19 protein-coding genes are annotated in these 17,444 nt (G+C 73.9%); 11 read left to right on the top strand and 8 right to left on the bottom strand.

The window, feature by feature from the left end; genetic code table 11:
• The first annotated feature begins 27 nt into the window (after positions 1 to 27).
• From DCS98_RS13280 to DCS98_RS13265, 4 genes are all read left to right on the top strand, one after another.
• Positions 28 to 516 carry a bifunctional nuclease family protein gene (locus tag DCS98_RS13280; RefSeq protein ID WP_116451827.1) on the top strand — a complete coding sequence of 163 codons (489 nt, stop codon included), beginning with the start codon at positions 28 to 30 and terminating at the stop codon, positions 514 to 516.
• A 214-nt stretch (positions 517 to 730) separates the two neighbouring features.
• Positions 731 to 1,303, top strand: a complete 573-nt coding sequence (locus DCS98_RS13275) for a MerR family transcriptional regulator (protein WP_116451826.1) — start codon at positions 731 to 733, stop codon at positions 1,301 to 1,303.
• A 160-nt stretch (positions 1,304 to 1,463) separates the two neighbouring features.
• A complete protein-coding gene (gcvP, locus tag DCS98_RS13270) occupies positions 1,464 to 4,499 on the top strand; it encodes an aminomethyl-transferring glycine dehydrogenase (protein WP_241037908.1) in 3,036 nt (1,011 codons plus the stop codon).
• A gap of 31 nt (positions 4,500 to 4,530) precedes the next feature.
• Positions 4,531 to 5,109, top strand: coding sequence for a DinB family protein (locus tag DCS98_RS13265; RefSeq protein WP_116451825.1), 579 nt, complete (start codon positions 4,531 to 4,533; stop codon positions 5,107 to 5,109).
• Between the two features lie 22 nt (positions 5,110 to 5,131).
• Here the strand turns inward: DCS98_RS13265 and DCS98_RS13260 are convergent, their stop codons facing one another.
• Positions 5,132 to 5,323, bottom strand: a complete 192-nt coding sequence (locus tag DCS98_RS13260; protein ID WP_116451824.1) for a DUF5999 family protein — start codon at positions 5,321 to 5,323, stop codon at positions 5,132 to 5,134.
• Positions 5,324 to 5,528: 205 nt separating this feature from the next.
• A complete protein-coding gene (coaA, locus tag DCS98_RS13255) occupies positions 5,529 to 6,482 on the bottom strand; it encodes a type I pantothenate kinase (protein ID WP_116451823.1) in 954 nt (317 codons plus the stop codon).
• Positions 6,483 to 6,603: 121 nt separating this feature from the next.
• On the opposite strand from coaA, the gene DCS98_RS13250 reads away from it, so the two are divergent.
• Positions 6,604 to 7,416: a GNAT family N-acetyltransferase gene (locus tag DCS98_RS13250; protein ID WP_116451822.1), complete on the top strand. Its 813-nt coding sequence runs from the start codon at positions 6,604 to 6,606 to the stop codon at positions 7,414 to 7,416.
• Positions 7,417 to 7,419: 3 nt separating this feature from the next.
• On the opposite strand, the gene DCS98_RS13245 is transcribed toward DCS98_RS13250, so the two are convergent.
• Entirely contained in the window at positions 7,420 to 8,325 is a 906-nt protein-coding gene (locus DCS98_RS13245; protein WP_241037906.1) for a serine hydrolase, read from the bottom strand.
• An 89-nt stretch (positions 8,326 to 8,414) separates the two neighbouring features.
• The gene (locus DCS98_RS13240) at positions 8,415 to 8,960 is read right to left on the bottom strand and encodes a YbhB/YbcL family Raf kinase inhibitor-like protein (protein WP_116451821.1); all 546 of its coding nucleotides are present in this window, start codon (positions 8,958 to 8,960) and stop codon (positions 8,415 to 8,417) included.
• A 160-nt stretch (positions 8,961 to 9,120) separates the two neighbouring features.
• Between DCS98_RS13240 and DCS98_RS13235 the strand changes: the two genes are divergently transcribed.
• Both DCS98_RS13235 and DCS98_RS13230 read left to right on the top strand, forming a co-directional pair.
• Positions 9,121 to 9,867, top strand: a complete 747-nt coding sequence (locus tag DCS98_RS13235; RefSeq protein ID WP_116451820.1) for an HAD family hydrolase — start codon at positions 9,121 to 9,123, stop codon at positions 9,865 to 9,867.
• Positions 9,864 to 12,272 (top strand): glycoside hydrolase family 65 protein, encoded by a 2,409-nt coding sequence (locus tag DCS98_RS13230; RefSeq protein ID WP_116451819.1) that lies wholly within the window; start codon positions 9,864 to 9,866, stop codon positions 12,270 to 12,272. Before DCS98_RS13235 ends, DCS98_RS13230 begins: the two co-directional genes overlap by 4 nt.
• On the opposite strand, the gene DCS98_RS13225 is transcribed toward DCS98_RS13230, so the two are convergent.
• Positions 12,265 to 12,969, bottom strand: coding sequence for a M50 family metallopeptidase (locus DCS98_RS13225; protein ID WP_116451818.1), 705 nt, complete (start codon positions 12,967 to 12,969; stop codon positions 12,265 to 12,267). The two genes, DCS98_RS13230 and DCS98_RS13225, sit on opposite strands and share 8 nt — an antisense overlap.
• Before the next feature lie 119 nt (positions 12,970 to 13,088).
• Here DCS98_RS13225 and DCS98_RS13220 point away from each other — a divergent pair, with 119 nt between their 5' ends.
• Together DCS98_RS13220 and DCS98_RS13215 are read left to right on the top strand one after the other, a co-directional pair.
• Positions 13,089 to 13,688, top strand: a complete 600-nt coding sequence (locus tag DCS98_RS13220) for an antibiotic biosynthesis monooxygenase (protein WP_241037904.1) — start codon at positions 13,089 to 13,091, stop codon at positions 13,686 to 13,688.
• A 41-nt stretch (positions 13,689 to 13,729) separates the two neighbouring features.
• Entirely contained in the window at positions 13,730 to 14,371 is a 642-nt protein-coding gene (locus tag DCS98_RS13215) for a LysE family translocator (protein WP_116451816.1), read from the top strand.
• 1 nt (position 14,372) lies between these two features.
• Here the strand turns inward: DCS98_RS13215 and DCS98_RS13210 are convergent, their stop codons facing one another.
• Both DCS98_RS13210 and DCS98_RS13205 read right to left on the bottom strand, forming a co-directional pair.
• Complete coding sequence (locus tag DCS98_RS13210) at positions 14,373 to 14,567, bottom strand: hypothetical protein (RefSeq protein WP_116451815.1); 195 nt, start codon at positions 14,565 to 14,567, stop codon at positions 14,373 to 14,375.
• 56 nt (positions 14,568 to 14,623) lie between these two features.
• Positions 14,624 to 14,986: a VOC family protein gene (locus tag DCS98_RS13205; protein ID WP_116451814.1), complete on the bottom strand. Its 363-nt coding sequence runs from the start codon at positions 14,984 to 14,986 to the stop codon at positions 14,624 to 14,626.
• 543 nt (positions 14,987 to 15,529) lie between these two features.
• Here DCS98_RS13205 and DCS98_RS13200 point away from each other — a divergent pair.
• Positions 15,530 to 15,754, top strand: coding sequence for a hypothetical protein (locus tag DCS98_RS13200; RefSeq protein WP_116451813.1), 225 nt, complete (start codon positions 15,530 to 15,532; stop codon positions 15,752 to 15,754).
• A gap of 5 nt (positions 15,755 to 15,759) precedes the next feature.
• Here DCS98_RS13200 and DCS98_RS13195 read toward each other — a convergent pair whose 3' ends face one another.
• Positions 15,760 to 16,167: a hypothetical protein gene (locus DCS98_RS13195; protein WP_241037901.1), complete on the bottom strand. Its 408-nt coding sequence runs from the start codon at positions 16,165 to 16,167 to the stop codon at positions 15,760 to 15,762.
• Positions 16,168 to 16,261: 94 nt separating this feature from the next.
• Between DCS98_RS13195 and DCS98_RS13190 the strand changes: the two genes are divergently transcribed.
• On the top strand, positions 16,262 to 17,434 hold the full coding sequence (locus DCS98_RS13190) for a MalY/PatB family protein (RefSeq protein ID WP_241037892.1): 1,173 nt from the start codon (positions 16,262 to 16,264) through the stop codon (positions 17,432 to 17,434).
• Positions 17,435 to 17,444: the final 10 nt, after the last annotated feature.

Raw genomic sequence — 17,444 nt, 5'->3', positions numbered from 1 at the left:
CCGGGCCAGCAGCCGAGGAGCCAGACCGTGCAGGAGCTTCGAGTCGTCGGTGTCCGCGTCGAGCTGCCCGGCAACCAGCCGATCCTCCTGCTGAAGGAGACGCAGGGGGAGCGGTACCTGCCGATCTGGATCGGGGCCGTCGAGGCCGCCGCCATCGCCTTCGAGCAGCAGGGCGTCCGCCCGGCCCGCCCGATGACGCACGACCTGCTGCGCGAGGTCGTCACCGCGCTCGGCGCGACGCTCGAGGCCGTCAACATCACCGAGATGCGCGACGGCATCTACATCGCCGAGCTCGTGTTCGGCGACGAGCGCGTGGTCAGCGCTCGCCCGTCGGACGCCGTGGCCCTCGCCGTGCGCACCGGTGCCCCGATCTACGGCGCCGACGACCTGCTCGACGAGGTGGGCATCGAGATCCCCGACGAGCAGGAGGACGAGGTCGAGAAGTTCCGCGAGTTCCTCGACCAGATCTCCCCGGAGGACTTCGGCGCGGGCTCCGGTTCGGGCGGCGCGGCCTAACTCCTGGATATCGGCAGGGGGGGTCGCGGTCTCCACCCGAAATGATGAGCGGGCCGACACGCCGCCCCGCTCAGTTGACCGCACCCCTGGCCCGGCTTACGGTCGGCGAACAACAACGGTGTGACATCTGAGGTCAGTGGGTGCAAGACCCCGCAGGTGCGCAGCCGTCGACCCGGACCGCGCGAGCGGTACGGGACCAGAGGAGGACGCTGGCGTGAGCGACCAGAGGGACGGCTCCCAGGGTCAGCTGTTCAGTGATGCGGCCGTCGGAGCCCCGCCGTACGACGAGGTCGACACCGACCTGGTCGGTTACCGCGGCCCGACGGCGTGCGCGGCTGCCGGGATCACCTACCGCCAGCTGGACTACTGGGCCCGCACCGGCCTCGTGGCGCCGTCGGTGCGCAGCGCCACGGGCTCGGGCACGCAGCGGCTGTACTCGTTCCGCGACATCCTCGTGCTGAAGGTCGTCAAGCGGCTGCTCGACACCGGGGTCTCGCTGCAGAACATCCGCAAGGCCGTCGACCACCTGCGCACGCGCGGGATCAAGGACCTCGCCAACGTCACCTTGTTCTCCGACGGTGCGACCGTCTACGAGTGCACCTCCGCCGAGGAGGTCGTCGACCTGCTCGCCGGCGGCCAGGGTGTCTTCGGCATCGCGGTCAGCGGTGCGCTGCGCGAGCTCTCCGGCGAGCTGGCCGAGCTGCCCGCCGAGCGCCTCGACGGCGGCCCGGTGCACGCCGGCGACGACGAGCTCTCCATGCGCCGTCGCCGCCGCGCCGCGGTCTGACGCTGTGACACCGCGGTCCTCCGGACCGCACCGCGGCCAGGAGCCGTGCCCGCGCACCGCTGAGCCGCTTCGTCGCGCCTGCGCGGACCCCTGCGGGGCCCACTCGGCGTGACCCACGAGGTCACCTGTCGCGCGCCACCGCGCTGGTAGCGTTCACCTAGTGGCCGACCGCGCTGACACCTCGGCCGGAACGGTGGGGGCGACCCTCCCGCCGCTGTCCGGACCGCTCCCGTCCCTGACGTCGCTGAACCCGTCGGGCGCCTTCGCCGCCCGGCACATCGGCCCCCGTGCCGGTGACACCGCCGAGATGCTGGCTGCTGTCGGTCACCCGACGCTGGAGTCGCTCGTCGACGCGTGCGTGCCCGAGGGCGTCCGCGACCGGACGCCGCTGGACCTGCCCGCCGCTCTGGACGAGGCCGCCGTGCTGGAGCTGTTGCGCGAGCGGGCCGACGCCAACGACGTCTACACCTCGATGATCGGGTTGGGGTACTACGGCACCGTCACGCCGGCGGTCATCCAGCGCACGGTGCTGGAGAACCCCGCCTGGTACACCGCCTACACGCCGTATCAGCCAGAGATCAGCCAGGGCCGGCTCGAGGCGCTGATCAACTTCCAGACGATGGTCGCCGACCTGACCGGCCTGCCGGTCGCGGGCGCCTCGATGCTCGACGAGGCGACCGCCGCGGCGGAGGCGATGACCCTCGTGCGCCGGGCCGGCCGGGCCAAGGCCGACGCGGTCTTCGTCGTCGACGCCGACACCCTCCCGCAGACCCTCGCCGTCCTCGAGACCCGGGCCGAGCCCCTGGGCATCGGGCTGCACGTCGCCGACCTCTCGGCCGGCTGGCCCACCGACCTGCCGGAGGCCGGCGCCTTCGGCGTGCTGCTGTCCTACCCGGGGGCGAGCGGCGCCGTGCGCGACCACCGCGCACTGGCAGCGGCCGCGCACGAGGCGGGCGCATCCGTCGTCGTCGCGGCCGACCTGCTGGCGCTCACGCTGCTCGAGGCGCCGGGGGAGTGGGGCGCCGACGTCGCCTGCGGCACCAGCCAGCGCTTCGGCGTCCCGATGGGCTTCGGCGGCCCGCACGCCGGCTACCTCTCGGTCCGCGAGGGTCTGGCCCGCCAGCTGCCGGGCCGCCTCGTCGGGGTCTCGGTCGATGCCGACGGCGACGTCGCCTACCGGCTGGCGCTGCAGACCCGCGAGCAGCACATCCGCCGCGAGAAGGCGACCAGCAACATCTGCACCGCCCAGGTGCTGCTCGCCGTCATGGCCGGGGCGTACGCGGTCTACCACGGGCCCGAGGGCCTGGCCGCGATCGCGGCCAGGGTGCACCGCAGTGCCCAGACGCTGGCCGGCTGGCTCACCGAGGGCAACCTCGAGCTGGTGCACGAGAGCTACTTCGACACGATCGCGGTGCGGGTGCCCGGCCGGGCCGCCGAGGTCGTCGCAGCGGCGGCGCAGCGGCGGATCAACCTGCGCCTCGTCGACGGCGACACCGTCGCGGTCGCCTGCGACGAGACGACGACGCCCGCCGTCCTGCGCGCCGTGGCCGAGGCGTTCGGCGTGCCCGCGGGCGATCTGCGCGGCGAGGGGGCCGACGCGCTGCCCATCGAGCTGCGCCGGGCGACCCCGTTCCTGACGCACCCCGTGTTCTCCGCGCACCGGTCCGAGACGGCGATGCTGCGCTACCTCCGGTCGTTGAGCGACAAGGACCTCGCGCTCGACCGGACGATGATCCCGCTGGGTTCCTGCACGATGAAGCTGAACGCGGCCACCGAGATGGCGGCGATCACCTGGCCGGAGTTCGCGAACCTGCATCCGTTCGTCCCGGCCGAGCAGGCGCGCGGCTACCGCACGCTCATCGACGAGCTGTGCACGGCCCTCGCCGAGGTCACCGGCTACGCCGCCGTCAGCGTGCAGCCCAACGCCGGCTCGCAGGGCGAGTTCGCCGGGCTGCTGGCGATCCGCGCCTACCACCGCTCGCGGGGCGAGGACCAGCGCGACGTCTGCCTGATCCCGAGCTCCGCGCACGGCACCAACGCGGCCAGCGCGGTCATGGCCGGCATGCGGGTGGTCGTCGTCGCGTGCGACGAGGCGGGCAACGTCGACGTCGCCGACCTGCACGCCAAGGTGGACCAGCACGCCGAGCGGCTCGCGGCGATCATGGTCACCTACCCGTCGACCCACGGCGTGTTCGAGGTCGACATCCAGGAGATCTGCGCGGCGGTGCACGACGCCGGCGGCCAGGTCTACGTCGACGGCGCGAACCTCAACGCGATGGTGGGGCTGGCCAAGCCGGGCCGGTTCGGCTCCGACGTCAGCCACCTCAACCTGCACAAGACCTTCTGCATCCCGCACGGCGGCGGCGGTCCCGGGGTCGGGCCGATCGGCGTCCGCGAGCACCTCGTCCCGTTCCTCCCGGGCCACCCGCTGGCCGACACGGGCGGGAAGGGCCCGGCCGTGTCCGGGGCCCCCTGGGGCTCGGCGGGCATCCTGCCGATCTCGTGGGCCTACGTCCGGCTGATGGGGCCCGACGGCCTGCTCGCCGCCACCGAGCACGCGATCCTCGCCGCCAACTACCTGGCCACCCGGCTCGAGGAGCACTTCCCGGTGCTCTACACCGGCGCCACCGGTCTGGTGGCCCACGAGTGCATCCTCGACATCCGGCCCCTCACCAAGGCGACCGGCGTGACCAACGACGACATCGCCAAGCGGCTCATCGACTTCGGCTTCCACGCGCCGACGATGAGCTTCCCGGTCGCCGGCACGCTGATGGTCGAGCCGACCGAGAGCGAGGACAAGGCCGAGCTCGACAGGTTCGTCGAGGCCATGGTGGCCATCCGCGCCGAGATCGAGAAGGTCGCGACGGGGGAGTACGACGCGACCGACAACCCGCTGCGCAACGCCCCCCACACCCTGGCCATGCTGGCGGGGGAGTGGGAGCGGCCCTACCCGCGGACCGAGGCGGTCTTCCCCGTCCGCGCCCTGCAGGGCCGCAGCTACCTGAGCCCGGTGCGGCGGATCGACCAGGCCTACGGCGACCGCAATCTCGTGTGCTCGTGCCCCTCGCCCGAGGCCTTCGAGGAGCACGACTTCTCCTCGCACGCGCCCTCGGCCGACGGCGCGGTGCCCGGTCGCGGGGAGGGGCACCCGGACGACCTCGGCACGGCGGCCGACGTGGTGGGCGCTCCGGCCTGATCCGTCAGCACCACCTGGCAGGGTGCGGCGCATGGACGCGAAGGCAGATCTGCACCGCTACCTGCAGTCCGGGCGCGACGCGCTGCTCTGGAAGCTCGAGGGGCTGGGGGAGTACGACGCGCGCCGGCCGGTGACGCCGACCGGCACGAACCTCCTGGGCCTGCTCAAGCACCTGGCCTACGTGGAGATGGGCTACTTCGGCCCGACGTTCGGCCGGCCGGTGCCCGAGGTCGAGCCCTGGCTCGCCGACGACCTCGAGTGGAACGCCGACATGTGGGCGACGGCCGACGAGTCGCGGGAGGACGTCGTCGCGCTCTACCGCCGTGCGTGGGCGGTGACCGATGCGACGGTCGAGGCGCTGCCGCTGGATGCGCCGGGCGAGGTGTCCTGGTGGCGTCCCGACTGCCGGGCTGTGACGCTCCACCAGGTGCTCGTGCAGGTCGTCGCCGAGACCCATCGGCACGCCGGTCACGCCGACATCGTCCGGGAGCAGATCGACGGCGCGGCGGGCCTGCGCGCCGACGACGACAACCTGCCCGAGGTCGAGGCGGGCTGGTGGGCCGGCTACCGCGACCGGCTCGAGCGGGCCGCGCGGGAGGCCGCCGGCTGAAGCCTGCTCAGCGGGGTCCGGCTCAGGCGGGGGCCAGCCAGACGTGGTGGTCGTTCACGGCCTGGCCGTCGGGGAGCAGCTCGCCGTCGTCGTCGAAGAGGACGACGCCGTTGCACAGCAGGCTCCAGCCCTGCTCGGGGTGGCTGCTGACGACCGCGGCGAGATCACGCGCCTCGCTGGAGGCCTCGGGGCAGGGCGTTACGTGGTGGCACATGGTGGTTCCTCTTCGCTCGGTATCCACGGCCAGTACGAGTACGTACCGTGCTCGTTCGATTACTCGATTCGGCAAGTCTGCGCGCGAGCTGAAGCGAGCGGGAGTGAGCTGGGTCACCAGATCACCCCACGGAGTGGGCAGGTCCTGCCAAGCCGGACTCCGCCTCGGGCGCATCCGCGCAGGTCGGCTCGGCGTGTCCGCCGGATCAGAGCTTGCGCAGCAGGACCCGGCGCACCGAGTGGTCGGCGGCCTTCTGCAGCACCAGCCGGGCGCGGGAGCGGGTGGGCGCGATGTTGCTCCGCAGGTTGGGGCCGTTGACGGCGGACCAGATGCCCAGGGCGGTCTCGCGTGCCTGGTCGTCGGTCAGGTCGGCGAACCTGTGGAAGTACGCGGTCGTGTCGCGGAACGCGGTCCGCCGCAGCGCCAGGAACCGCTCGACGTACCACTGCTGGATGTCGGACTCCGCGGCATCGACGTAGACGGAGAAGTCGAAGAAGTCGGAGAGGAAGACCTCGGGCGTGGCGCCGTCGCCGCGGCCGCCGGCCTGCAGCACGTTGAGCCCCTCCAGGACCAGGATGTCCGGGCGGTCCACCGCCTGCCGGGCGCCCGGGACGATGTCGTAGGACTGGTGGTCGTAGACGGGGGCCGACACCTCCTGGCGGCCCGACTTCACGTCGGCCAGGAACCGCACCAGCGCCCGCCGGTCGTAGCTCTCCGGGAATCCCTTGCGGCCCAGCAGCCCCCGGGACTCGAGCACCGCGTTGGGGAGCAGGAAACCGTCGGTGGTCACCAGGTCCACGCGCGGGGAGCCGGGAGCCGACGCCAGCAACCGCTGGAGCAGCCGCGCGGTGGTGCTCTTCCCGACCGCCACGCTCCCGGCGACCGCCACGACGAACGGCACCTTGGCCGTGGCGTCGCCGAGGAACTCGCTCTGCGCCGCCCACAGCCGCCGGCTCGCCGCGACGTGCAGCTCCAGCAACTCGGCCAGGGGCAGGTAGACGGTGGCGACCTCGTCGAGGTCGATCCGGTCGCCGAGGGTGGCCAGCTCCCGCAGCTCCGCCTCGTCGAGCGGGTGCCGCGACCCCGCGGCCAGCGCGCGCCACGAGGCGCGGTCGAACACCGCGTAGGGGGAGATCGAGCTCCGCGTACCGGACGTCACGGCCCCATCGTGCCGTCCGGACCGCCTGGTCCCCTCGGCCGGGTCACCCACGCGGGTGGGGGAGCGCTGCCGGACGGGCGCCGCGGCGGACGTCCGGCCCCGGCGCGTCTAGGGTCGGCGTGTGCCGACCCGCCCGGGGCTGCTCGAGTGCATCGAGAGCTACTTCGCCGCCGCTCCGCTCCCGGACGCGCGGATCCACCGCGTCGGCGGGCTCGACGTGCCGATCGGCGACCCCACCTGGCCCTACCCCGCCCGCCCCCGCGTGGGGGAGGGGCCGGTCACCGAGGACGACGTCCGGGCCGCTGTGGCGTTGCAGGAGGAGTCCGGCCTGGAAGCGGCCCTGGAGTGGGTGCCGGAGTGCTCGCCCGAGACGGCGGCCGTCGCCCGCGCCGCCGGTCTCACCGTCGAGGAGCTCCCGCTGCTCGTCGCCGCGGACCCGGTCGAGCTGCTGCTGCCGGCCGGCGTCCGGTTGTACGTCGTGGGCGCCGACGACCCGGAGCTGCCGCGCTACCAGCTGGTCGCGGCCACGGCGTTCGCCCACCCGGGCGGCGCCTCCGACGCCGGCGCCGTCCCGCTCGACACCTCCGCGGAGGCCCGGGCCCGCACCGAGGTGCTGCGCGAGCGGATCGCTTCGGGCCGCACCGTGATGATGGTCGCGGTCGAGAACGGCGAGCCGGTCGCCGTCGGCTCCCACCAGCCGGTCGACGTCGACGGGCGCGAGATCAGCGAGGTCATCGGCGTCGCCACCCTGCCGCGCCTGCGCGGGCGCGGCCTCGGGGCGGGCGTGACCTCGGCGCTGGTCGCGCACGCCACGGAGACCGCCGAGCTGGTCTTCCTCGCGGCGGGGGACGACGACGTGGCCCGGGTCTACGAGCGCGTCGGCTTCGCCCGCCTGGCGACCTCCGCCGTGGCCGACCGGCGTCCGCAGGTCTGAGCGTCAGGGGCCTCCCGGAGGGGGCACGGCTCCGGCCGCGGCGTCGAGCGCGCCCCGCGCCTCCTCGTACCCGGTCGCCCGCGGCACCTCGCTGAGCAGCACGACGACGCGCCGCCCGAGGACCCCGACCGAGTGCAGGTGCCGGTTGCCGCCGACGCAGCACATCCAGCCCTGCTTGACGGCCGTCAGCGGCGGCGCGGTGGCGAAGACGCCGAACCGCTGGTCGAAGCCGTCGGCCGCGGTCGAGGTGGCCGTTCGCATCCAGCCCAGGATGGCCGCGGCGTCGTCGGGGTGGGCGACGACCGGCAGGAGGGCGAGGAAGCGGGCCAGGTCGCGCGCGGTCGTGGTGGTCTCGCCCCACCGGCCCGGCCGGACCGGGGGAGCGGTCCCCGCCAGCCCGTACCGGCGGGCGACGTCGGTGACCATCGCGCCACCGCCGTAGCGCACCCACAGCGCCGAGGCGGCCGGGTCGTCCGAGCTGCGGATCATGTCCCTCAGCAGCGCGGGGTCGTCGGGCCGCAGCGCCACGCTCCCGGCCCGCACGCGGCGCAGCACGTCCTCCGCGACGAACAGCTTCACCATCGACGCCGTCGGGAACGGCCGGTCGGCGGCGGCGTTCCCGGCGGCGGCGGCGGTCGTCCGGGCCGTGCGGGCCTCCGCCGCCCGGACCGACAGCCCCGTCGCCGGCACGTGCAGGCGCGCCACCGCGACGGCCAGCGTCCCGACCTCCGGGTAGGCCGCGACCACCGCCGGTACCAGCTCGGCGGCCGGAGGGCCCCCGGCCCACGCGCGCCGGTCCGGCGGCAGCAGCACCTCGCTCACCATCAGGGCCAGCACGGTCAGGGGGAGCAGCACCCGCCGCAGACCGCAGGGGACCGGGCGTCCCGGGGCAGCCGCTGCCGAGCCCATGCGGCCATGGTCCTCCCGGCGGCGGCAGGTGCTTGCACCTTCATGGACCTGCCGCGCGCCGGTGATGGACCGTCAGCGTGGGGTGACCGTCAGTCCTCCTCGTAGGTGAGGACCATCGTGGCGCGGGCGAGGGTGTGGAAGAACAGGTTGAAGCCGAGCACGGCCGGGGTGGTGTCGGCGGTGACGTCCAGCGTCTCGGTGTCGACGGCGTGGACGACGACGAAGTAGCGGTGCGCCCCGTGCCCGGACGGGGGAGCGGCTCCCACGTACCCGGCGAAACCGCCGTCGTTGCGCAGCTGGAGCGCGCCCGCGGGCAGCTGCGGTGAGTCCTTGTCGCCGGCGCCGCTGGGCAGCTCGGTCGTCGAGGCGGGGATGTTCGCCACCGCCCAGTGCCAGAAGCCGCTGGCGGTGGGGGCGTCCGGGTCGTACACCGTGACGGCGAAGCTCTTCGTGCCCTCCGGGAAGCCGGACCAGCTCAGCTGCGGGGACCGGTCCTCGCCCCCGGCCCCCATCACGCCGCTGACGTGCGGCATCGGGAGCGTCTCGCCGTCGCTGCAGTCGCTGCTCGTGACGGTGAAGCTCGGCACCTGGGGGAGGTGCTCGTAGGGGTCGTAGGTCAGCGGCCGGTCGGCCATCGCGGCTCTCCTCTTCTCGGGCGGGCGGGCAGGGCCGGTGCACGGCCTCCCCACGCGACCCTAGGCAGGGCGGGCCCGCGGCGCTCCTCGGTGCGAACCGTTGCACGACTGCCGCCGTTGCGACGCGTGCACCGCGCCTCCCGCCGGTACCGTCGCCCGCGTGCCAGCTCCCGGCCCGCTCGGCCTCCCGGACACCGTCCGCGTCTGCCTCTTCGACCTGGACGGCGTCCTGACGAAGACCGCGACGGTCCACTTCGCGGCGTGGAAGCGCACCTTCGACGAGTTCCTCCAGCGATACGACGCCGGACAGGCCGAGTTCAGCCAGCTGGACTACAACCGCTACGTCGACGGCAAGCACCGCGCCGACGGGGTGCGCGGCTTCCTGGCCAGCCGGGGGATCGACCTCCCGGAGGGCGGCGACGGGGACCCGCCCGACGCGGCGACCGTGCAGGCGATCGCGAGCCGCAAGAACGAGATGGTGCTGCGCGAGCTCGACGAGCACGGTGTCGAGGTCTACCCGGGGTCGGTCAGGTACCTCCGCGCGGTCAAGGACGCCGGGCTCGCCACCGCCGTGGTCACCGCGTCGGCGAACGGGGAGAAGGTCATCGCCGCCGGTGGTTTCGCCGACCTCATCGACGTGCGGGTCGACGGCGTCGTGGCCGCACGCGACTCGCTGCGCGGCAAGCCGGAGCCCGACACGTTCCTGGCCGGGGCCCGCATGCTGGGCGTGGAGCCGTCCGCCGCGGTGGTCTACGAGGACGCGATCTCGGGCGTGCAGGCCGGTCGTGCGGGGAACTTCGGCTACGTCGTCGGGGTGGACCGCGTGGGCCAGACGGACGCGCTGCGCGCCGCCGGCGCGGACGTCGTCGTCACCGACCTCGAGCAGCTGATGGGGGAAAGGGCATGACCGAGGGACGGGCGACCTTCCCGATCGAGCCGTGGTCGCTGACCGAGGTCGGGCTCGACCACTCCTCGCTGGCCGTGCACGAGTCGGTGTTCGCCCTGACCAACGGGCACATCGGCATGCGCGGTTCGTTCGAGGAGGGCGAGCCGGTCGTCGTCCCCGGCACCTACCTCAACGGCTTCTTCGAGGAACGGCCGTTGCCCTACGCGGAAGCCGGATACGGCTTCCCCGAGCAGGGCCAGACGATGGTCAACGTCACCGACGGCAAGCTGATCCGGCTGCTGGTCAAGGACTCGCCGCTCGATCTCGACTACGGCGAGATCATCGACCACACGCGCACGCTCGACCTGCGCGCCGGGGTGCTGCGGCGCTCGACCGAGTGGCGCTCGCCCGGTGGCCGGACCGTGCGGGTGACCAGCACGCGCCTGGTGTCGCTGGCCCGCCGCTCGATCGCCGCCATCGAGTACAAGGTCGAGGTGACCGACGACCTGGGCGACCTCTACGTCGCCCTGCAGTCGGACCTCCTGGCCAACGAGACCGTGCCCACCGACGACGACGACCCGCGGGCGGCGGCCATGCTCGCCAAGCCGCTGCAGTGCGAGATCGCCGTCGGCCGGGGCCGCCGCGCCGTCCTCGTGCACTGCACGAAGCGCAGCAAGCTGCGCATGGCGGCCGGCATGGACCACGTCATCGAGATCCCCGACAGCGCGACCGAGGACATCGAGGCCGCCGGCGACCTCGCCCGCTACACGCTCGCGGCGCGGATCCCGCAGGGCGGCAGCCTCAAGCTGGTCAAGTTCCTGGCCTACGGCTGGTCCTCCCGGCGCTCTGGGCCGGCCCTGCGCGACCAGGTCGAGGCCGCGCTCGCCACGGCCAAGCTGGCCGGCTGGGAGCGGCTGGCCCGGGAGCAGCGGGAGATCCTCGACCAGCACTGGGACGAGGCCGACGTCGAGATCGACGGCGACGACGAGCTGCAGCAGGCGGTCCGCGTGGGCATGTTCCACGTCCTGCAGGCGGGCCTGCGCGGGGAGCGCCAGCCCATCCCGGCCAAGGGGCTGACCGGGCCCGGCTACGACGGGCACACCTTCTGGGACACCGAGACCTACGTCCTCCCGGTGCTCACCTACACCGCGCCGCACGCCGTGCGGGATGCGCTGCGCTGGCGGCACTCGACGCTGGACATGGCCCGGGAACGCGCGCGGGTCCTGGGACGCCGCGGCGCGGCCTTCCCGTGGCGGACCATCCGGGGTGAGGAGACCTCCGGCTACTGGCCGGCGGGGACGGCGGCCTTCCACATCAACGCCGACATCGCCGACGCCGTCGTGCGGTACTACAACGCCACCCTGGACGACGACTTCGACCGCGACTTCGGCGCCGAGCTGCTCATCGAGACGGCGCGGCTGTGGGCGTCGCTGGGCCACTTCGACCCCGAGCACGGCTTCCGCATCGACGGCGTGACCGGCCCCGACGAGTACACCGCCGTCGTGGACAACAACGTCTACACGAACCTGATGGCGCAGCGGAACCTGCGGGAGGCCGCCGAGGCGGTCAAGCGGCAGCCCGACGTCGCCGGCCGGCTGGACGTGGCGTCCGACGAGGTGGACACCTGGCTGCGGGCGGCCTCGCTGATGGCGGTGCCCTACGACACGCAGCGCGGCGTGCACATGCAGTCCGACGCGTTCACCCACCACGAGGAGTGGGACTTCGCGGGCACGCCGAAGGAGAACTACCCGCTGCTGCTGCACTACCCCTACTTCGAGATCTACCGGAAGCAGGTGGTCAAGCAGGCCGACCTGGTGATGGCGCTGCACCTGCGCGGCGACGCGTTCACGCTCGAGGAGAAGATCGCCAACTTCGCCTACTACGAGGAGCGGACGACCCGGGACTCCTCGCTGTCGGCGAGCCAGCAGGCCGTCGTCGCCGCCGAGACCGGGCACCTGCAGCTGGCCTACGACTACTGGGCGGAGGCGGCGCTCACCGACCTGCAGAACCTGCACCACAACTCCGGCCACGGGCTGCACATCGCGTCCCTGGCCGGTGGCTGGACGGTGGCGGTCGCCGGCTTCGGTGGGCTGCGCGACCACAACGGCGAGCTGACCTTCGGCCCCCGGCTGCCGGAGCGGATCACCCGGATGCGGTTCCGCGTGGTGTACCGGGGCCGCAAGCTGACGGTGACCGTGACCCACGAGAGCGCCACGTACCGGCTGGTGGAGGGTGAGCCCCTCGACATCCGCCACCACGGCCGCCAGGTGACCGTCGACCACGAGGACCTCGTCCTCGGCATCCCGCCCGCCCCGCAGGCGGAGCCGGTCCGCCAGCCGGTCGGCTGCGAGCCGCGCCGCCGGGCCCGGACCGGCGCCCCGCCGCGGGTGCACCCATCGGTCAAGGACACCGAACGGCTCAGGTGAGCAGCCAGCTCCCGCCCAGCACCAGCGCGCCGAGGTCGACCAGCAGGAACACGCCGACCCAGACCAGCGCGGGGAACGGTGTCAGGCGGGCCAGCTGGTCGGCGTCGGAGTCCGGCGCCCGCCGCCGGCGGCGCGAGCTCTGCAGCTCCAGCACCGTGCGCGGCGCGGCCAGCAGCAGGAACCAGGTGGCGACGGCGGCGAACACCGCCTGCCCCTGCGGGGGGAGCCACCAGGTCGCCGCGAAGACGACGGTGCCGGTGGCCAGCACCGACCACAGCCCGTACCAGTTGCGGATCTGCACCAGCAGCAGCGCCAGCAGGGCGAGCAGTGCCCAGAGCAGGCCGATGGCGTGGCCGGCGGCCAGCAGCGCGGCCGCGCCCAGCCCGAAGAGCCCGGGCCCGGTGTAGCCCGCCGCGCAGGTGAGCACCATGCCCGGACCGGTGGGCCTCCCCGCGGAGACCGTCAGCCCCGAGGTGTCCGAGTGCAGCCGGATGCCCGAGAGGCGCCGGCCGGCCGCCAGCGCGACGAGCCCGTGGGCTCCCTCGTGGGCGATCGTGACCGCGTGGCGGCTGGCCCGCCAGAGGGTGGGGGAGAGGACCAGCACCGCCGCGGCGGCCAGCGCGGCGAGGAGCACGCCGACGGAGAGGTCGGGGACGGTCGCCGTGACGCGCGCCCAGAACCGGCCGACCACCTCCACGGCCCGAGTCAACCGCACGCGCCCGGATGGGCCCGGCAGGTCGGCGCCGACCGGCGGCTGCGGTGCTCCTCACACGTCCTGGGGGCGACGGGGGGCCGCCGGGCCGGGATCCTGGAGCGGTGACCCCGCCCGCGCCCGCCGTCGCCCAGGACCTCCCGGTGACCGTGTCCTTCACCAGGCGCGCCGATCCCGGTCACGCGCGGGAGATGACCGCCTGGATCCGCGCCGGGCTGAGCATGGCCGAGGGCTTCCCCGGCTTCCTCGGGGGCGGGTGGGTCCGGCCGCGCGGCGAGTCCGACGAGTGGCACATGCTGTGCCGGTTCGCCGACCAGCGGTCGCTGGCCGCCTGGGACTCCTCGCCCGAGCGGCAGTGGTGGCTGCGTTCGGCGCAGGGCCTGGCCGAGGTCACGCGGACCGAGCGGCGCACCGGGATCGAGGGCTGGTTCGACGCCCCGGTGGAGGCCCAGGTGACGTCGCCGTCACCGCGGACGGCACCGCCGCGCTGGAAGCAGGCGGTCACGATCTGGCTCGTCTTCTTCCCGATGAACCTGCTCGCTACGGTGACCCTCGGCCGGCTGATGGGCGAGGTGCCGGTGGTGGTGCGGGTGCTGGTCCTGACGCTGACCCTCACGCCGATCATGACCTACCTGCTGCTGCCCTGGATGACCGCCCGGCTGGACTGGTGGCTGCACGGACGACGGTTCCGGGACCGCCGATAAGCGGTCGATCGCCGGGGGAGGGGAGTGCCACCATCACCGGCGTGGACGTGCTCTCCTCGCTGCCGGCGTTCGTGCTTGCCGTGCTGCTGATCTCCGCCTCGCCCGGGCCGGCGATGGCGCTGATCTTCCGGCGGGCGGCACTGCGCGGCCTGCGCGGTGCCGTGCCCACGGTCCTGGGTCTCGAGGTCGGGCTCTATGCCTGGGCGCTGTTCGCCGGGGCGGGCTTCGCGGCCCTGGTCGCCGCCTCGGAGGTCGCCTACCTGGTGCTGCGGGTCGTCGGCGCCGCGGTGCTGCTGTTCCTGGGCATCAAGGCGTTCCGGGCGGCCTGGCGGGGGGGCGGCGGCGGGGAGGCGCCCGAGGTGGCGCCCCCGGCCGGCCGGCGGCACTGGTGGGGGGCCTTCGGCGAGGGGGTGCTCGTGCAGCTGGCCAACCCGAAGGCCGCCGTCTTCATGATCGCGTTCTACCCGCAGTTCGTCCCGGCCGACGGGCCGGTGTTCGCGACGACAGCGGTGCTGGGGCTGCTGCAGATCACCCTGGAGACCGGCCTGTACCTCGCCCTGGCGGCGGGGGTCGCCCGGGCGGGCGCCTGGTTCCGCCGGCCCCGGATCCGTGCCCGGCTCGAGGCCGTCAGCGGCTCGGTGCTGGTGGCCCTGGGGCTGCGCGTCGCTGTGTCCAGCCGGTGACTCAGCCGCCGGGCTTCACGGCCTTGCCGCGCTCCTGCTCGGCGTCGCCGGCCTCGTAGGCACCGGGGACCGCGGTCGGCCGCCCGGCGTCGTCCGTGCCCGGCGTCGCCGGCGTGGCGGTCAGGTCGTCCGGCCCGGGGGACGGCGTGCCCGCCGGCTCGTTCCGCTCGCCGGTGTCGGGGCGCTCCTGGGTCATGCGGTTCCCGCTACCCCCGGCGGAGCGGCCGGAACCCGGACGACCGCGCCCGCTGATCACAGCTGCTGCGTCAGGTTGACCACGTTGCCGTCGGGGTCCGTGAGGTGCGCGACGCGCTGACCCCAGGGCATGTCGTTGGCGCCGCTGGTCGCCGTGCCGCCGAGGCGCTCGACCTGCGGGAGCACCGCGTCGACGTCGGGCACCTCGATGCTCAGCAGCATCCGGCCCGGGTCACCGGGGGAGACAGCGGAGTCCGACGACAACCCGAACTCCGAGTCGCCGAGGCGCAGACCGACGTAGAACGCGTCGCCGTCCTCCGGGTACCGCATGACCTCCTCGGCGCCGAGCAGCCCGGTGTAGAAGGTGAGCAGGCGCCCGAGGTTGTTGCTGACGATGATCGGTCGGACGGTGGCCGGCATGGGTTCTCCTTCGCGGGGTCGTCAGTACCGACCGGAGGAGTGGCCCGAACTCGTCGGTCGCACCGCCTGCGCTCGACGAATTGACATAATGTGCATTATCGGCGCTAGCTGGACGAGCCGGAAGGGGCCGGCTGCGCCCGGTCGTGCCGCCGCCCTACGACGTCCACAGCGACACGTCTCGTCGTCACGAGTTCGCCCCCGCCGTCCGAGGCCCGACGGCGCCCGTGTTCCGCGTCGCCGTTGCTGCTCGTGCACCGGCTCGTGCACCACCGGCGCGTCGACCGGGTCCGCCGGTCCGGACGCCGCCGTACGCCCGCCCCATCGGTCCGACTCCCCCGTGAGTTGATCTTGTCCCCGACGAGCTCGTCCGGCGCGACCGACCTGCCGACTCGGGCTGCGACCCGGTCAGATCGCCCTGACCGCCTCTGGGTGCAGCCTCCCCTGGTGCAGCCACCCTGGGTCGATAACGTCACGGTGACGTAATGACGGCGATGTGGGCCGGCTCGACGGGCGCCGACCGCCGGGTGTTCGTAGTGTCGGGACATGCAGATCCGACGTCCGATCGCCGCGTTGATGACCGCCCTGGCGCTGTTCGGAGGGGGCGTCACGCTGACCGCCTGCGAGGCCGCCGGGCAGGACCAGAACGACGGGACGACCGACGACAGCGACAACACCGGCGGCGCCGACCAGGAGTCCGACGTTCCCGACAACAGCAACCAGGAGCCGAGCGACGAGGACGACGGCGACGACCAGCAGGACCCGGACTGATCCGGTCAGGCGGAGCGCTCGCTGACCCAGAGCCGGTCCAGACGCCCGGTGGAGCGCACCAGCTCGGCGAGCTGGCGCTCCAGCTCCGCCTTGGTCGGCTTCTCGGTCAGCAGCGTCTGGGCGTCCTCGAGCGCGCAGCGCAGCTGGTACAGCCGGTCCTGCAACCCGTCGAGCTCGTTCCGTGACACCAGCACGACGTCACCCGGGAGACCGGCCTTCGCGGTGGCCGAACGCTGCTCGTAGGCCCGCTGACGGCACGCCTGCCCGCAGTAGAGCCGCGGCCGGCCGACCGACCCCTGGGACGGCAGCACCCGGCGGCACCAGCCGCAGCGCCGCTGCTCGTCGCTCCCCCGGTTCGGGATCGGCGCCACCGGGAGCTCCGCCGTGGTGCCCGCTGCGTGTCGTTCTGCCACGTCTGCGCACGGTAGACGGCCGGGGCGACAGGTTTCGGGGACACGCCAGAGCGGCGCGGCGACGAACCACTCCGCGCCCACCAGGAGGGAATCGGTGAACGACGTGGACGCCCTCGGCTTCGACGCGCTGTCGGAGGACTCGCTGCGCACGGCGGGCAGCCTCAAGTGGACGCGCTACGGCACCGCCATCGGGGCGTTCGTCGCCGAGATGGACTTCGGCACCGCACCCGCGGTCACCGCCGCGCTGCACGAGGCCGTGGACCGCGGCCGCCTGGGCTACCTGACCACCGGCGCGGCCGAGGACATGGCCCGCGCCTGCGCCGGCTGGCAGCGCCGCCGGTACGGCTGGGACGTGCCGCCGGAGTGGATCACCCCGCTGGGCGACGTCATCGCCGGTCTGCAGGCGACGATCGAGCGGTTCACCCCGCCCGGCAGCCCCGTCGTCCTGCCCACCCCCGCCTACATGCCGTTCCTCGCGGTGCCCGGTCTGCTCGGCCGGGAGCTGATCCCGGTGCCGATGGTCGAGCGGGAGGGCCGGCCGACCTATGACCTCGACGGCCTCGCCCGGGCCTTCGCCGCCGGCGGGCGGCTGCTGGTGCACGTCAACCCGCACAACCCGCTGGGCCGGGTCTTCACCGTCGAGGAGCAGCTCGCGCTGGCCGACGTCGTCGAGGCCGCGGGCGTCCGTGTCTTCTCCGACGAGATCCACGCCCCGCTCGTGCACCCCGGAGCCGTCCACCGCCCGTACGCGTCCCTGTCCGCCGCGACGGCCCGGCACACCGTCACCGCCACGTCGGCGTCCAAGGCGTGGAACCTGCCGGGCCTCAAGACCGCCCAGCTGGTCCTGAGCAACGGCGAGGACGCCGCACGCTGGGCCGAGGTGGGCTTCCTCTACACCCACGCGGCCGCCACGCCCGGCGTGCTGGCGAACACGGCCGCCTACGACGACGGCGGGCCGTGGCTGGACGGCGTCCTGGCCTACCTCGACGGGAACCGGCGCCACCTGGCGGGGCTGCTGGCCGAGCACCTGCCGGCCGTGCGCTGGACGCCCCCCGAAGGCACCTACCTGGCCTGGCTGGACTGCCGGGAGCTCGACCTCCCGGGGTCACCCGGCGAGTTCTTCCTCGAGCGGGCGGGGGTCGCGCTGGTCGACGGCCCCGAGTGCGGCGCCCCCGGAGCGGGGCACGTGCGGCTCAACTTCGCCACGCCCAGGCCCGTGCTGACGACGATCGTGGCGCGGCTGGCCGACGCCGTCCGGCGGGCCTGATCGGGGCCCC

The organism is Blastococcus litoris (assembly GCF_003075095.1).
Taxonomy (GTDB): domain Bacteria; phylum Actinomycetota; class Actinomycetes; order Mycobacteriales; family Geodermatophilaceae; genus Blastococcus_B; species Blastococcus_B litoris.
The sequence above is the reverse complement of the archived record's forward strand: the minus strand, read 5'-3'. Positions and strand labels throughout refer to the sequence as shown.

Excerpts from the sequence above, each read along its gene's own strand:
- DCS98_RS13265 (WP_116451825.1), top strand. The coding sequence starts at position 4,531 with ATGGACGCGAAGGCAGATCTGCACCGCTACCTGCAGTCCGGGCGCGAC.
- DCS98_RS13260 (WP_116451824.1), bottom strand. The coding sequence starts at position 5,323 with ATGTGCCACCACGTAACGCCCTGCCCCGAGGCCTCCAGCGAGGCGCGT.
- DCS98_RS13245 (WP_241037906.1), bottom strand. The coding sequence starts at position 8,325 with ATGGGCTCGGCAGCGGCTGCCCCGGGACGCCCGGTCCCCTGCGGTCTG.
- DCS98_RS13240 (WP_116451821.1), bottom strand. The coding sequence starts at position 8,960 with ATGGCCGACCGGCCGCTGACCTACGACCCCTACGAGCACCTCCCCCAG.
- DCS98_RS13230 (WP_116451819.1), top strand. The coding sequence starts at position 9,864 with ATGACCGAGGGACGGGCGACCTTCCCGATCGAGCCGTGGTCGCTGACC.
- DCS98_RS13210 (WP_116451815.1), bottom strand. The coding sequence starts at position 14,567 with ATGACCCAGGAGCGCCCCGACACCGGCGAGCGGAACGAGCCGGCGGGC.
- DCS98_RS13205 (WP_116451814.1), bottom strand. The coding sequence starts at position 14,986 with ATGCCGGCCACCGTCCGACCGATCATCGTCAGCAACAACCTCGGGCGC.
- DCS98_RS13200 (WP_116451813.1), top strand. The coding sequence starts at position 15,530 with ATGCAGATCCGACGTCCGATCGCCGCGTTGATGACCGCCCTGGCGCTG.